The organism is Polaromonas sp. P4_H1 (assembly GCF_056400945.1).
Map to the genome: position 1 here is coordinate 174,871 of NZ_JBFUKG010000005.1, position 13,906 is coordinate 188,776.

Below are 13,906 nucleotides of genomic sequence, written 5' to 3' on the forward strand. Positions count from 1 at the left end.
AGTCCGAAAAATCAGGACCCAGGGTAAAACGGTTTGCCAATGGAGCCCGGCATGTTCACGCGTATCCACTGGGGGTTGCGCGAAATCAGCGCCAGCACCACGATGGTAGCCAGGTAAGGCAACATGCTCAGGAACTGGCTGGGAACATTCACCCCCGCGCCCTGCAGGTGGAACTGCAGCATGGTCACGCCGCCAAACAGGTAAGCCCCAAGCAAAACCCGGGCCGGGCGCCACGTGGCAAAGGTGGTCAGCGCCAGCGCGATCCAGCCCCGGCCGGCCACCATGCCTTCAACCCACAGCGGGGTGTAGACCGTGGAAATGTAGGCCCCGGCAAGGCCACACAGGGCACCGCCCGCAACCACCGCCGCCAGGCGAATGCGCCGCACCGGGTAGCCCAGTGCATGGGCCGACTCGGGCGATTCGCCCACCGCCCGGAGCACCAGGCCGGCGCGTGTGCGATAGAGAAACCAGATCAAGCCAAACGCCAGCGCAATGGTCAGGTAGACCAGGGGGTGCTGGCGAAACAGCGCCGGCCCCAGCACCGGAAGATCGCTGAGCACCGGAAGCTCCAGCGGCGTGCGCTCGGGCAACTTGGCCTGCACATAGGGGATGCCGACAAAAGCCGAAAAGCCCACGCCGAAAAGACTGAGCGCCAGCCCGGTGGCGTACTGGTTGGTATTGAGCCAGATAACCAGCACGCCAAAGATGGCCGCCAGCACGGCCCCGGCCGCCATGCCCGCGACAAAGCCCAGCAAGGTATTGCCGGTGTGCACCACGGTGGCAAAGCCGGCAATCGCCGCGCACAACAGCATGCCTTCGGCACCCAGGTTGACGATGCCGGCCTTTTCGTTGATCAGCAGGCCCAGCCCGGCAATGGCCAGAACCGTCCCCGCGCTGAGCGTGGCGGCAAACAGCAGTGCATAGGACTCCATCAGTGCGCCTCCCGGGGGGTTGTTTGCGGGATGACGGGGATGGGCGCCTGGCGCGCAGCCCTGACGAATTTGATGCGGTAGGCGATCAGCGTGTCAGCCGCCAGCAGCGTGAACAGCAGCAGGCCCTGGAAAACGCCGGTGAGCGATTTTGGCAGCCCCAGCCGCGACTGGGCCAGCTCGCCACCAATGTAGAACATGCTCATCAACAGGGCCGAGAAAACCATGCCCACCGGATGCAGCCGCCCGACGAAAGCCACGATGATGGCGGCAAAGCCATAACCCACGGGGACATGGGGCGTGAGCTGACCGATTGGCCCGGCCACCTCCAGCGCACCGGCCAGGCCGGCCGCACCGCCCGAGGCCAGAAGCGCCACCCACAAAGCCTTGCGCGAGGAAAAGCCGGCATAGCGCGCCGCCGCCGGCGCCAGGCCACCGACCTGCAAGGCAAAGCCGGCTCGGGTGCGAAACAAAAACACCCACAAGGCGGCCACACCGAGCAGCGCCAGCAGCAGCCCGATGCTCACGCGCGAGCCCTGCACCAGCCGGGGAATTTGCGTGACGGCCTCAAAATTTTTCGTCTGCGGAAAGTTATAACCAGCCGGGTCCTTCCAGGGCCCGTAAACGAGGTAGCCGAGCACCAGCACCGCCACGTAGACCAGCATCAGGCTGACCAGAATTTCGTTGGCATTGAAGCGGTCCCGCAGCAGCGCCGTGAGCGCCGCCCAGGCCATGCCGCCCGCCACCCCGGCCAGCAGAATGGCCACCACAATCCAGCTGCCGGTGGTTTTGTCGGCCAGCAAGGCCATGCCGCCGGCCGCCACGGCGCCCATCACAAACTGCCCTTCGGCGCCAATGTTCCAGACGTTGGAGCGAAAGCACACCGCCAGGCCCAGCGCAATGATCAGCAGCGGCGTGGCCTTGACCATCAGCTCGCCGAACGCATAAGACGTTTTGATGGGGTCCCAGAAGAACACCAGCAAACCCTTGACCGGGTCCTTGCCCAGCGCCGTGAACATCAGCACGCCAATCACCACAGTCACCAGCAGGGCCAGCAGTGGCGAGGCATAGCTCCAGAACTTCGAAATCTGGGGTCTGGCTTCAAGCCGCAGCATGTAGAACTCCTTTTTCCGTTTGGGTACCCTGATCCCACAGCCCGCTCATCCACTGCCCCACGCGCTCCACCGTCGCGTCGGCGCGCCGCAGCGAGGGCGAGACGTGCCCCTTGGCCATGACGTAGAGGCGGTCACAGATTTCGAACAGCTCTTCCAGCTCTTCGCTGACCACCAGCACGGCACAGCCGCTGTCGCGCAGTTTCAAAATCTCGCCCCGGATTTGCGCTGCGGCCCCGACGTCAACACCCCAGGTCGGCTGCGAGACGATCAACAGGCTGGGCTTGGCCTCAATCTCGCGGCCGACAATGAATTTCTGCAGGTTGCCGCCCGACAACGACATCGCTGCCGCATTGGCTCCGTTGGCTTTCACGTTGTAGCGCCCGATGATGCCCTCGGCCTGCGCCTGCAAACCGGCCAGGTGAATCCAGCCCCCCGCCTTCACGGCATCGCCCCGCGTCAGCAGCAGGTTGTGTGCCAGCCCCAGCGTGGGCACGGCGCCACGCCCCAGCCGCTCCTCGGGCACAAAGTTCAGACCCAGCTCGCGGCGCTGCATCGGGCCCAGCCTTCCGGCGTCCTGGTTTCTGACCAGGATGGTGCCCGCGGCAGCCCGCGTGTCTTCGCCGGACAGGGCGTACAGCAGTTCTTTTTGCCCGTTGCCCGACACACCGGCAATGCCGACCACCTCGCCGGCACAGACCTGCAGGGCGACCCGCTGCAAGTCCACGCCGAATTGCTCCTCACGGGCCAGGCTCAGCCCGCGCACGTCGAGCACGGTCGCACCGACCTGCACCTCGCGGTGCTCCAGGGCCGGCGGCTCGGCGCCAATCATCAGGCGGCTCAGCGAGGCATTGGACTCCTGGCGCGGATCGCAGACCCCCGAGACGCGCCCGCCGCGCAGCACGGTGCAGGCGGTACAGAGCGCGCGGATTTCATGGAGCTTGTGGCTGATGTACAAAATGCTGCAGCCCTGCTCCGCCAGCCGGCGCAGCGTGACGAACAGGCTCTCCACCGCTTGCGGCGTCAGCACCGAGGTGGGCTCGTCCAGGATCAGCAGTTTGGGATGGGTGAGCAACGCCCGCACGATCTCCACGCGCTGGCGTTCGCCCACGCTCAGGGTGTGCACGGGCCGCGTCGGGTCGAGCTCCAGTCCGTAGGCCTGCGTCGTTTGCGTGATGCGCTGCGACACCTCGGCCAGGCGCAGCTTGTCCAGCCCGAGCCAGACGTTTTCGGCCACCGTCAGCGTGTCAAACAGGCTGAAATGCTGAAACACCATGCTGATGCCCAATGCACGCGCCTCGTGCGGGTTGCGCACCAACACCGGCTGGCCGTCCACCACCACACTGCCAGCGTCGGGCTTGACCGAGCCGTAGATGATTTTCATCAGGGTGGATTTGCCGGCGCCGTTTTCACCCAGCACGGCATGGATCTCGCCGGGCTGCACCGTCAGCGCAATGTCGCTGTTGGCCAGCACGCCGGGGTAGCGCTTGGTGATGCCCGCAAGCTGCAGCCGGGGTGGCGCGCCCCCGCCCGCCATGCCGCTGCTTTCGGTCGGGGTTTCAGTGACAGGAGGTGATGCAGTCATTTTTTCCGGTTATTTGATTTGTGGATGTTGCAGGCCTGTCACCGTTGATTGATGGGTACCAAATGCTATTCTTTTCGGAGCGAAGTAGCCACCGACTTGACACGCTCGCGCAGCCATTTGGCGGCATTGGAGGCATGCGTGCGTTCGTGCCAGAGCTGGTAGTACATCATGCGGGGAAACTCGATCGGGCACGGCAGTATTTTGACCGGCAGCAGCCCGGCAAACCGCTCGCAGTACTGCCGGCCGGTCGTCATGATCAGCAAGCTCGACGCCACCATGGAGGGCATCAGGCCAAAGTGCGGGCAACGCACCGTGATGTTGCGCTGCAGCCCGAGTGTGTCCAGGTGCTCGTCAATCACGCCCTTGGCGCCCGGGTGCGTGGCCATCGGTGCAATGTGCTCGGCCTCCAGCCAGTTCGCGACATGCGCCGCGCTCCAGCCGCGGCGCACGGCCGGATGGTCTTTGGCCACCAGGCACACCACCTCGTCGCCAAACAATCGCCCCATGTGCAGGTCATCGGGCGGCGCGGCCCAGTTGCCGATCACGATGTCCACCTGACCCTGCGCCAGGTGGGCGCGGTAGTCGGACTCGGCCGTGAGCGGATGGATTTCAATATGGCAGCGTGGCGCTTGCGTCTTGATTTGCGCCACCAGCTGCGGCAGGAACAGGGGATCAAGGTAGTCGCTCGCGGCCAGGCGGAACGTCGTTTCGGCGGTAGCCGGCTCAAACCCCTTGGCGTTGCTGAACAGCATGCTGGATGCGCGAAGAATGCTGGCCGAGGGCTCGATCATGCGCAGGCCGGCATCGGTGGGCACCATGCCAGCGCCCGAGCGCACAAGAATCGGGTCGCCGGCCAGCTCGCGCAGGCGCTTGAGCGCCGCGCTGACGGCGGGTTGGTACATTCCCAGGCGCATGGCGGCGCGTGATACGCTGCGTTCAGTAAGCACGGTATTCAAGACCCTGATGAGGTGGAGGTCTATCTTGTCGAAAAGCGCCTGATCTTTCATACGCTCTTGCCCATGCGCCTGATATGCGCTTTTGTATGCCGACTGTGGACTGACTGTTTTACCCTGAAACTCATGTCTAGCATGGCCATCCGATCTGACACCCAGAACACTGTCAAGCCCATCCGGTTCATCCGGCGTGGTGAAGTGGTAACGCTTGCCAATGTACCACCCAGCCGCACCCTGCTGGAGGTGCTGCGCGAAGACCTCGCCTGCACCGGCACCAAGGAAGGCTGCGGCGAAGGCGACTGCGGCGCCTGCACCGTGGTGCTGGGCGAGGCCGACGGCAAAACCATCCGCTACCGCGCCATCAACAGCTGCATCCGGCTGGCGCATTCGGTTGACGGCCTGGCGCTGTGGACGGTGGAAGATATTGCCCCCACGCTTTTCACTTCGCCTTCGGCTTCGTGTAATGCGCTGCCCCCCGAGGGGGCGCTGCGCCTGCGGCCCGGCAAAGCCGGTTCCGCGGCCCCTACTGGCGAAGAAGAAAGGGGTGAACCAACACTACACCCCGCGCAAGAGGCCAGTAATGCGCTGCCCCCCGAGGGGGCGCTGCGCCTGCGGCCCGGCAAAGCCGGTTCCGCGGCCCCTACTGGCGAAGAAGAAAGGGGTGAACCAACACTACACCCCGCGCAAGAGGCCATGGTCCAGTGCCACGGTTCCCAATGCGGCTTCTGCACCCCCGGCTTTGTCATGAGCCTGTTCGGCATGTACCAGAACCACATAGCCCCCACGCTTGCCACTTCGTGTGCTGCGCTGCCCCCCGAGGGGGCTGGTGCGCCTAGGGGCGGCCCGTCGGCGCACCGTGCCGCCAATCCCATCACGCGCGCATTGGCGCAGGAAGAACTCTCGGGCAACCTGTGCCGCTGCACCGGCTACCGGCCCATTCTCGACGCCGCGCAAGCTATGGACGCGCTCCCGAGGGTGGCCATTGACGAAACCGCCCTGCTGCAAAAACTGAAGCGGCTGGCGCCCTCGCCGTCCTCGTCGCACCGGCCAGGCGCCGATTTCGCTTACGAATCGCCGTCCACCCTGGCAGCGCTGCTGCAAGCGCGGGCCGCGCGCCCCAAGGCACAACTGGTGGCCGGCTGCACCGATGTGGGTCTCTGGGTGACCAAGCAGCACCAGCAGCTCCGCCAGGTACTGGACGTCACCAGGGTGCAGGAACTGCGCCGCATTGAAGACTACCCGCAGCACATCGCCATAGGCGCCGCAGTCACACTGGCCGATGCCTATGCCGCGCTGGCGAAAGACCGGCCCCAGCTGCACACCTTTGCCGCGCGCTTTGCCGGCCTGCCGGTGCGCAACGCGGGCACGCTGGGCGGCAATGTCGCCAATGGTTCGCCGATTGGCGACTCCATGCCGCTGCTGATTGCGCTGGGCGCCAACGTCGTGCTGATGAGCGAACGGCAAGGCGTGAGGGGCCACCGCGAGATGCCGCTGGAGCAACTCTACATCGGCTACCGCCAGACCGTGATCGCCCCGGATGAAGTGCTGGCCTGGATCAAGGTGCCGCGGCCGAAGGCGGGGAGCCCTCACCCTAACCCTCTCCCAGGGGGAGAGGGGATTGAAGAAAAAGACGGTATTGCTCCCTCGCCCCTCTGGGGAGAGGGCTGGGGTGAGGGGCCGGAACGACTACGGGTCTACAAAATCTCCAAGCGCTACGACGACGACATCTCCGCGGTCTGCCTGGCCCTGAACCTGCGCATCGACAAGGGCATCGTGACCAGCGCGTCGATAGGCGCAGGCGGCGTCGCCGCAACACCCGTGCGCGCCGTCAAGACCGAGGCAGCGCTGCTCGGCCAGGCATGGACCGCCGAGACGGTGCAACAAGCCATCACCACCTTGCGCGCCGAGTTCTCGCCGATCTCGGACATGCGCGCTTCCGCCACCTACCGCAGCACGGTGCTGGGCAACCTGCTGCAGCGCTACTGGCTCGAAAGCCAGGGCCTGCAGCAGATCAACCTGGAATCCTTCCGGCTGGAGGAGACGGTATGAACGCCCCTGAAATACTGCCGGTTCATGCGGCCGGACCGGCACAGCCGTCGGCCGCCGGACGCCCGCACTTTCATGAAAGTGCCCGTGCGCAGGTGGCCGGTTCAGCCCTTTATGTCGACGACATTCCCGAAGTCAAGGGCACGCTGTTTGCGGCGCCCATCCTGTCGACCACGGCCCACGGCAAACTGCTGGGCGTCGATGCCGGCGCTGCGCTGGCCATGCCCGGCGTGCGCGGCGTGGTGCTGGCCGGCGACATCCCGGGCGACCCGCTGCTCCCCACGTTCGGGCAAGACGAGCCCGTGCTGGCGACGACCAAGGTCGAGCATATCGGCCAGGTGATCGGTGTGGTCGTGGCCGACACCGTGATGCAGGCCCGCCGCGCGGCGCGCAAGGTTCAACTCACCATAGAAGCACTGCCGCCGGTGCTCGATGTCCGGGACGCCTTGGCAGCACAAAGCTTTGTCTTGCCGCCCGTGGTCGTCAAGCGCGGCGATGCCGAGGCCGCGCTGGCAGCGGCGCCACACACCCTCCGCGGCTCGTTCGAAGTGGGTGGGCAGGAGCATTTTTATCTCGAAGGCCAGGTGGCCTATGCGCTGCCGCAGGAACAGAACCAGTGGCTGATTTATTCCAGCACGCAGCACCCCGGCGAAGCCCAGCACTGGGTCTCGCACGCGCTGGGCATTGACAGCCACGCCGTGCGCGTCGAGTGCCGCCGCATGGGCGGCGGGTTTGGCGGCAAGGAAACCCAAAGCGGCCACATGGCCGTGTGGGCGGCGCTTGCAGCCCACAAACTCGGGCGGCCCGTCAAGCTGCGCATGGACCGCGACGACGACTTCCTGGTCACCGGCAAACGCCATCCGTTTGCCTATGACTACACGGTGGGCTTTGACGACAGCGGCCGCCTGCGCGGCCTCGAGCTCATGATGGCCGTGAACTGCGGCTTCAGCGCCGACCTCAGCGGCCCGGTGGCAGATCGCGCGATTTTTCACGCCGACAACGCCTACTTTCTCGAAGACGTGGCGATCACGTCCTACCGCTGCAAGACCAATATGCAGAGCAACACGGCGTTTCGCGGCTTTGGCGGGCCGCAAGGCATGATCGCGATCGAAACCATCCTGGGCGATATTGCCCGGACGCTGGGGCTGGATCCGCTCGATGTGCGCAAGCGCAACCTGTACAGCGACGAGATCGTCGCGCCGAAGACCGACACCACGTCCGAAAGGCGCCGGGACACAACCCACTACGGCATGCAGGTCGAAGACAACATCCTGCAACCCCTGCTGTCCAGGCTGGAGCAGACTGCGCACTATCGCCAGCGGCGTGAAGCCATGGCTGCATGGAATGCGCAAAGCCCGGTGATCAAACGCGGCATCGCCATCACGCCCGTCAAGTTCGGCATCTCGTTCACCGCCACCCTGTTCAACCAGGCCGGCGCGCTGGTGCATGTCTACACCGACGGCAGCGTGCAGGTGAACCACGGCGGCACCGAGATGGGCCAGGGCCTGAACACCAAGGTGGCGCAAATCGTGGCCGACGAACTCGGCGTGGCGTTTGAGCAGGTGCTGGCCACCGCGAGCGACACGAGCAAAATCCCCAACGCCTCGGCCACCGCCGCATCCGCCGGCACCGACCTCAATGCCAGGGCGGCGCAGTATGCCGCCCGCCAGGTGCGAGACAACCTGGCGCAGTGGGTGGCCGGGCTGGACCGCTGCGATGTGGCGGCGGTGCGTTTTGCAGGCGGCGAAGTCACGACACCGGCCCGCACGCGTGCGTTCACCGAGGTTGCCAAGCTCGCGCATGCCAACCGCATCCAGCTCTGGAGCGACGGCTTTTACCGCACGCCCAAAATTCATTACGACAAAACCACGCTGACCGGCCGGCCGTTTTACTACTTCGCCTATGGCGCAGCGTGCACCGAAGTCGCCATCGACACCCTGACCGGTGAAAGCCGCGTGCTGAAAGTCGACATCCTGCACGACGTGGGCACCAGCATCAACCCGGCGATCGACATCGGGCAGATCGAGGGCGGTTTTGTGCAAGGCATGGGCTGGCTCACCACCGAGCAGCTGGTGTGGAATGACCAGGGCGCGCTGTCGACCCACGCCCCCAGCACCTACAAGATCCCGGCCACCGGCGACGTTCCCGAGCACTTCAACATCGCCCTGTGGCCCGAGCCCAACCGCGAAGACAACGTGTTTGGCAGCAAGGCCGTGGGCGAGCCGCCGCTGATGCTGGCGATCAGCGTGTATGAGGCCTTGCGCGACGCGATCGCTTCAGTCCGGCCGGACCGGACCGTCGTGCTGCAGGCGCCGGCCACGCCCGAGCATGTGCTGGCGGCGCTTGGCCGCCCTGCCGATATCCCTGCTCACATCTTCATGTCGAGGAAACCGCGCAAGGTTTGAGACGTGTTGCCGACATGCCAGGCCAGGAAGAACTCGGTTTTCGCCCGGGTCCCGCGCAGGGCGCGGTATAAAACATTCTGCATCTGCAGCCTTTGCATCGACTCGGGGACGATGGCAATCCCAACGCCCGCCGCCACCAGCCCCACCACGGTCGACATCGGGTAGGCCTCTTGCACGATGCGCGGTGAAAAGCCCGCGGCCTCGCACATTTTGCGCAGCTGTTCGTGGATCGCGGGCGCCTCGCTGCGGCTGAAGAATACGAAGTCCTCCTCCGCCAGCGACTGCAGCATGACCCGCTCCTGCCCCGCCAGCCGGTGATGCGCCGGCAGCGCGGCCATGAAGCCTTCCTTGAACAGGCTGCGCGTGGCCAGCCAGGGCTCGGTGACGGACTGGCGAATGATGCCGACGTCGATCTCGCTGTTTTTGAGCATGACGGTTTGCCGGGCCACCGTGAGCTGCTGCACGGACACCGCCACGTGGGGATAGAGCCGCCGGTATTGGCTTAACAGGGCAGGCACCGAGGTGTAAATGGTGGAGCCCACAAACCCGATGCGCAGCGAGCCGGTTTCTCCGCGGCTGGCGCGGCCGACGACCTCGGGAATGCCCGCCGACAGCGCCAGCAGGCGGCGCGCCTCCTCCAGCAGCGCCTGGCCTGCCTGCGTCAGTGCCACCTCATGCGATGAACGGATCAGCAAAACCGCCCCCAGTTCCTGTTCAAGCCTGGCGATCTGGCGGCTCAGGGGCGGCTGTGAAATGTGTACGCGCGAGGCGGCGCGGCTAAAGCTCAGCTCTTCGGCCACGGCCACGAAGTAAGACAGCTGGCGCAAATCCATGAATACCTTTCTGGTATAGCCAATGACTTTATTATGCATTGGACAGCAATAAAGGCGGGGCATAGCATCCACTTATGACGACTGCTTCTTCTGCTTCTGGAGACAAAATGACCCCTCACCTTCCCCCCGGCTCCGGCCGGCGCCGCCTGCTTTCGCACAGCCTGAAGCTCGCCGCCCTGGCGCTGGCCTTGGCGGCCGCCTGGGTTCCGCCCGCAACCGCCCAGGCGGCTTACCCGTCCAGGCCCATCAAGCTGATAGCGCCTTTTGCCGCAGGCGGCGCGGCCGACACGGTGGCGCGCATCCTGGCGCCCAAGCTGTCCGAATCCCTGGGCCAGCCCATCATCATTGAAAACCGCGCCGGTGCGAGCGGCGCCATCGGTTCCGCCTATGTCGCGGCGGCAGCGCCGGACGGCTACACCCTGCTGATCAACCTGGGTCCGCCGCACCAGACCGTGCAGTTCTTCACCAAGGGGATCAAATACGATCCGGTCAAGGACTTCACCGCCATTTCGCACGTGGCCACCGCGCCGCAGTCGCTGGTGGTGCCCGCGTCCTCGCCAATCAAATCGGTGGCCGATTTCGTCGCGGCGGCCAAGGCCTCGGCCAAGGGCCTGTCGTATGCGACCTCGGGCTCGGGCACTTCGCAGCACCTGGCCGGCCTGCTGCTGGCGAGTTCGCAAAAACTCGCGCTGACGCACGTGGGCTACCGGGGCGGCGCGCCGGCCCTGACCGACGTCGTCGGCGCGCAGATAGACGCCGGCCTGCTGGTGCTGTCCAACACCCTGCCTTACATCCAGGCCGGAAAACTCCGCGCGCTGGGCGTGGTGGAAAGCCACCGCTCCAAATCGGCCCCCAACATCCCGACGCTGGCCGAAGGCGGCCTCACGGGCTTTTCGGTGCCCGACACCTGGGTGGGCGTCATGGGGCCCGCCGGCCTTCCCGCCCCCATCGTGCAGCGGCTCAATGCCGACATCCTCAAGATCCTCCGCAATCCGGACGTCAAGGCGCAACTGCAGCAAAACGGCTATGACGCCGTCGAAGCCTCGCCCGACGAGTTCGCCAGGCTGCTGGCCGACAGCACCCAGGTCTATCGCTCCATCGTCCAGAAAGCCGGCATCACGCCCGAATGAGTTGAACCAGGAAACCAACGACACAATGACAACCCAACCAGCCACCACCCCCGCAGGCCGCAGGGCCAGCGCCGCCTTTCCCCGGATGACGGTCGTGCTGACCTTTCTGATGGAGAACTGGTCCGTCGGCAAGGCGCCGCCCTATTCGCCCATGACCAGCCCGCCCAAAGCGGGCGAGATCGATCGGGCCGGCATTCTCTGGGCCAATTACGGCGGGCGATCCGGCATTGCCAGGCTGATGCGGATCGCCGAACGCCACGGCGTGTCGGGCACGGTCTGCGTGAATGCGCGCTCGGCGGAGCTGTTTCCCGAGACGGTCAGGCACATCGTGGAGTCGGGCTTTGAACTGGGCGGCCACAACTATGCGCAGGACGAGGTGCTGTCCGGCCTGAACGAGGCCGACGAGCGCGCGCTGATCCAGAAGAGCCTGCGCATCCTGCAGGAAGTGTCGGGCGTGCGCCCCACCGGCTGGCTGAGCTCCACCATCGCGACCACCGACCGCACGGCCGACCTGCTGACCCAGGAGGGCTTGCTCTGGCACGGCGACTACAACGACATCGACCAGCCGCACCAGGTGGCGACGCAGTCCGGCCGCATCGTGGCGATTCCGCACAGCGACTACGCCGACAACCGCGTGCTGCGCGGCGCGCCGGACGACTGGTACCACTGCTACAAGGACATGTTCGACTACCTCTACCGCCAGGAGTCGGGCGCGTTGATCAACATCACCATGCACGGCAACTTCGGCGGCCGGCCCCTGATGTCGGCGCAACTGGACAAGCTGCTGACCTACATGCTGGCCCATGACGAGGTCTGGATGCCGCGGCATGACGAGCTGGCCCACTGGGTCAACGAGCACGGCATAGCCGAAACGCCCTTCATCCAGCGCTTTGCGGCCTGAGCCGGCGCCCACCCACCGGAACACCACCAACAGGAAACCCGAGACATGATCACCGAGACTGAACGCCGACAGGCCGCGGATGCGCTGCTGGAAGCCGGCCGAACCCGCCAACCAATACGCCAGGTCAGCCAGACCTGGCCCGCGATGGACATCGAAGATGCCTATGCCATCCAGAAACTCTGGGCGGACAGCAAGATGGCGCAGGGCGCGCGCATCGTCGGCCACAAGATCGGCCTGACCTCACGCGCGATGCAGAGGGCGTCAAAAATGACGGAGCCGGACTACGGCATGCTGATGGACGACATGCTGTACACCGACGGCGCCCGCATACCGGCCAGCGGCTTTCATTCGCCGCGCCTGGAAGTGGAGCTGGCCTTCGTGCTGGGCCGGCCGCTGGGCGGCAAGAACATTTCCATTTATGACGTGCTGGACGCCACGGCCTATGTGACGCCCGCGCTGGAAATCATCGACTACCGCACCGACGTGCCGCGCGCGATTTGCGACACCATCGCCGACAACGCGGCAGCGGCAGCCATGGTGACGGGCGGGCGTGTCGTCAAGCCCATGGACATCGACCTGCGTTGGGTCAGCGCGACGCTGTCCAAGAACGGCGTCATCGAAGAGTCCGGCGTTTCCGCCGCCGTCATGGGGCACCCCGCCATGGGCATCGTCTGGCTGGCCAACAAACTGGCGCTGCACGGCATCACGATGCAGGCGGGCCACATCCTGCTGGCGGGCTCGTTCACGCGGCCCACGCCGGTCGCCGCGGGCGACACCATCCAAGCCGACTTCGGGCCGCTGGGCTCCATCGGCGTGTCTTTCAGCTAAGAGCCGCTCTAAACTGGCCTTCGGGTGCGCGAAATCCCTTCGCCGCCCGGTCGCAACAACGCGCGCAATCATCAAGCAACAAGGCGGAACCATGGAATTGCCGGTCAACGAATTCAAGAAAGCGCTGCGAAGCGGGCATCAGCAGATAGGCCTGTGGTGCACGCTCTCCAGCCCCTACGGCGTCGAGCTGCTGGCCGGCTCGGGCTTTGAGTGGCTGCTGATAGACACCGAACACTCCCCCAGCGAGGTGGGAAACGTGCTGACCCAGCTCCAGGCCATCGCGCCCTACCCGGTTTCCGCTGTGGTGAGGCCCGCCTGGAACGACCCGGTGCTGATCAAGCGCTACCTCGACATAGGCGCGCAAACCCTGTTGATCCCCTATGTTCAGAACGCCGAGGAAGCCAGGCGGGCCGTCCAGAGCATCACCTACCCCAGCGGCGGCATGCGCGGCGTCTCCGCGCTGACGCGGGCCTCCCGCTTCGGCCGTGTTCCGAACTACGCCAAAACCTGCCGCGACGAGCTGTGCCTGCTGGTGCAGATTGAAACCCTGGAAGCGCTCGACAACATCGAAGCGATTGCGGCCGTCGAGGGCGTGGACGGCATCTTCATCGGCCCGGGCGACCTGGCCGCCAGCATGGGTCACCTCGGCGAGCCGGGCAACGCCGCCGTCGTCGCGAAGATCGAAGAGGCCATACGCCGCATCATGGCCTGCGGCAAGCCCGCCGGCATCCTGACGGGCGACGAGGCCTTTGCCCAGCGCTGCATCTCGCTGGGGACCACTTTTACCGCGGTGGGCGTGGACGTGGGGTTGTTGGCCCGGTCTACCTCGCAGCTGCGGCAGCGTTTCGGCGGTGGCAAGGCCTGAGCCAGGGCGTTCCGTGGGTTTCGCGTGAGCGGCTACGCTGGCCGGGATTTGTTTTCTCCCTCTCCCTCTGGGAGAGGGCGGGGGCTGAACGCTGCGGCTCCAGATGCGCCTGCGCGCATCTGGACAGCGTGAAGAAGTCCGGGCTCAGACCGGGCTGCGGTCTGCAAGACAGGGCCGCGGCCTTTGCATGCGCCGCGGCATTTTTCCCGCCGCAGGCCCTCACCCTAACCCTCTCCCAGGGGGAGAGGGGATAAAAAAGTAGAGAGGGTCAACGTCTGCCTCCACAACACGCACAAAAGCACGCATGGCCAAAGGCGGG

General features: G+C 65.6%; 11 protein-coding genes. 6 read left to right on the forward strand and 5 right to left on the reverse strand.

What is annotated here, in order from left to right; translation table 11 throughout:
* Nucleotides 1-11: 11 nt before the first annotated feature.
* The 4 genes from AC1DS5_RS09190 to AC1DS5_RS09205 form a co-directional block, all read right to left on the reverse strand.
* Nucleotides 12-932 (reverse strand): ABC transporter permease, encoded by a 921-nt coding sequence (locus AC1DS5_RS09190; protein ID WP_477717939.1) that lies wholly within the window; start codon nucleotides 930-932, stop codon nucleotides 12-14.
* Nucleotides 932-2,044 carry an ABC transporter permease gene (locus AC1DS5_RS09195; RefSeq protein ID WP_477717940.1) on the reverse strand — a complete coding sequence of 371 codons (1,113 nt, stop codon included), beginning with the start codon at nucleotides 2,042-2,044 and terminating at the stop codon, nucleotides 932-934. The genes AC1DS5_RS09190 and AC1DS5_RS09195 overlap by 1 nt, the downstream gene beginning before the upstream one ends.
* On the reverse strand, nucleotides 2,031-3,626 hold the full coding sequence (locus tag AC1DS5_RS09200) for an ABC transporter ATP-binding protein (protein ID WP_477717941.1): 1,596 nt from the start codon (nucleotides 3,624-3,626) through the stop codon (nucleotides 2,031-2,033). Before AC1DS5_RS09200 ends, AC1DS5_RS09195 begins: the two co-directional genes overlap by 14 nt.
* A gap of 65 nt (nucleotides 3,627-3,691) precedes the next feature.
* Entirely contained in the window at nucleotides 3,692-4,633 is a 942-nt protein-coding gene (locus tag AC1DS5_RS09205; protein ID WP_477717942.1) for a LysR family transcriptional regulator, read from the reverse strand.
* An 81-nt stretch (nucleotides 4,634-4,714) separates the two neighbouring features.
* On the opposite strand from AC1DS5_RS09205, the gene AC1DS5_RS09210 reads away from it, so the two are divergent.
* Together AC1DS5_RS09210 and xdhB are read left to right on the forward strand one after the other, a co-directional pair.
* Nucleotides 4,715-6,628 carry a xanthine dehydrogenase small subunit gene (locus tag AC1DS5_RS09210; RefSeq protein WP_477717943.1) on the forward strand — a complete coding sequence of 638 codons (1,914 nt, stop codon included), beginning with the start codon at nucleotides 4,715-4,717 and terminating at the stop codon, nucleotides 6,626-6,628.
* A complete protein-coding gene (gene xdhB / locus AC1DS5_RS09215; protein ID WP_477717944.1) occupies nucleotides 6,625-9,030 on the forward strand; it encodes a xanthine dehydrogenase molybdopterin binding subunit in 2,406 nt (801 codons plus the stop codon). The genes AC1DS5_RS09210 and xdhB overlap by 4 nt, the downstream gene beginning before the upstream one ends.
* On the opposite strand, the gene AC1DS5_RS09220 is transcribed toward xdhB, so the two are convergent.
* Entirely contained in the window at nucleotides 8,994-9,863 is an 870-nt protein-coding gene (locus tag AC1DS5_RS09220; protein ID WP_477717945.1) for a LysR family transcriptional regulator, read from the reverse strand. The genes xdhB and AC1DS5_RS09220 overlap by 37 nt on opposite strands.
* A gap of 107 nt (nucleotides 9,864-9,970) precedes the next feature.
* Here AC1DS5_RS09220 and AC1DS5_RS09225 point away from each other — a divergent pair, with 107 nt between their 5' ends.
* The 4 genes from AC1DS5_RS09225 (at nucleotide 9,971) to AC1DS5_RS09240 (ending at nucleotide 13,587) form a co-directional block, all read left to right on the forward strand.
* Nucleotides 9,971-10,993 (forward strand): Bug family tripartite tricarboxylate transporter substrate binding protein, encoded by a 1,023-nt coding sequence (locus AC1DS5_RS09225; RefSeq protein WP_477717946.1) that lies wholly within the window; start codon nucleotides 9,971-9,973, stop codon nucleotides 10,991-10,993.
* Nucleotides 10,994-11,018: 25 nt separating this feature from the next.
* The gene (locus AC1DS5_RS09230; RefSeq protein WP_477717947.1) at nucleotides 11,019-11,894 is read left to right on the forward strand and encodes a polysaccharide deacetylase family protein; all 876 of its coding nucleotides are present in this window, start codon (nucleotides 11,019-11,021) and stop codon (nucleotides 11,892-11,894) included.
* A gap of 45 nt (nucleotides 11,895-11,939) precedes the next feature.
* Nucleotides 11,940-12,722 carry a 2-oxo-hept-4-ene-1,7-dioate hydratase gene (gene hpaH, locus AC1DS5_RS09235; RefSeq protein ID WP_477717948.1) on the forward strand — a complete coding sequence of 261 codons (783 nt, stop codon included), beginning with the start codon at nucleotides 11,940-11,942 and terminating at the stop codon, nucleotides 12,720-12,722.
* Between the two features lie 91 nt (nucleotides 12,723-12,813).
* Nucleotides 12,814-13,587 carry an aldolase/citrate lyase family protein gene (locus AC1DS5_RS09240; RefSeq protein WP_477717949.1) on the forward strand — a complete coding sequence of 258 codons (774 nt, stop codon included), beginning with the start codon at nucleotides 12,814-12,816 and terminating at the stop codon, nucleotides 13,585-13,587.
* Nucleotides 13,588-13,906: the final 319 nt, after the last annotated feature.

Coding starts and splice junctions, on each gene's coding strand:
- AC1DS5_RS09190 (WP_477717939.1), bottom strand. CDS start 932: ATGGAGTCCTATGCACTGCTGTTTGCCGCCACGCTCAGCGCGGGGACG.
- AC1DS5_RS09195 (WP_477717940.1), bottom strand. CDS start 2,044: ATGCTGCGGCTTGAAGCCAGACCCCAGATTTCGAAGTTCTGGAGCTAT.
- AC1DS5_RS09200 (WP_477717941.1), bottom strand. CDS start 3,626: ATGACTGCATCACCTCCTGTCACTGAAACCCCGACCGAAAGCAGCGGC.
- AC1DS5_RS09205 (WP_477717942.1), bottom strand. CDS start 4,633: ATGAAAGATCAGGCGCTTTTCGACAAGATAGACCTCCACCTCATCAGG.
- AC1DS5_RS09210 (WP_477717943.1), top strand. CDS start 4,715: ATGGCCATCCGATCTGACACCCAGAACACTGTCAAGCCCATCCGGTTC.
- xdhB (WP_477717944.1), top strand. CDS start 6,625: ATGAACGCCCCTGAAATACTGCCGGTTCATGCGGCCGGACCGGCACAG.
- AC1DS5_RS09220 (WP_477717945.1), bottom strand. CDS start 9,863: ATGGATTTGCGCCAGCTGTCTTACTTCGTGGCCGTGGCCGAAGAGCTG.
- AC1DS5_RS09225 (WP_477717946.1), top strand. CDS start 9,971: ATGACCCCTCACCTTCCCCCCGGCTCCGGCCGGCGCCGCCTGCTTTCG.
- AC1DS5_RS09230 (WP_477717947.1), top strand. CDS start 11,019: ATGACAACCCAACCAGCCACCACCCCCGCAGGCCGCAGGGCCAGCGCC.
- hpaH (WP_477717948.1), top strand. CDS start 11,940: ATGATCACCGAGACTGAACGCCGACAGGCCGCGGATGCGCTGCTGGAA.
- AC1DS5_RS09240 (WP_477717949.1), top strand. CDS start 12,814: ATGGAATTGCCGGTCAACGAATTCAAGAAAGCGCTGCGAAGCGGGCAT.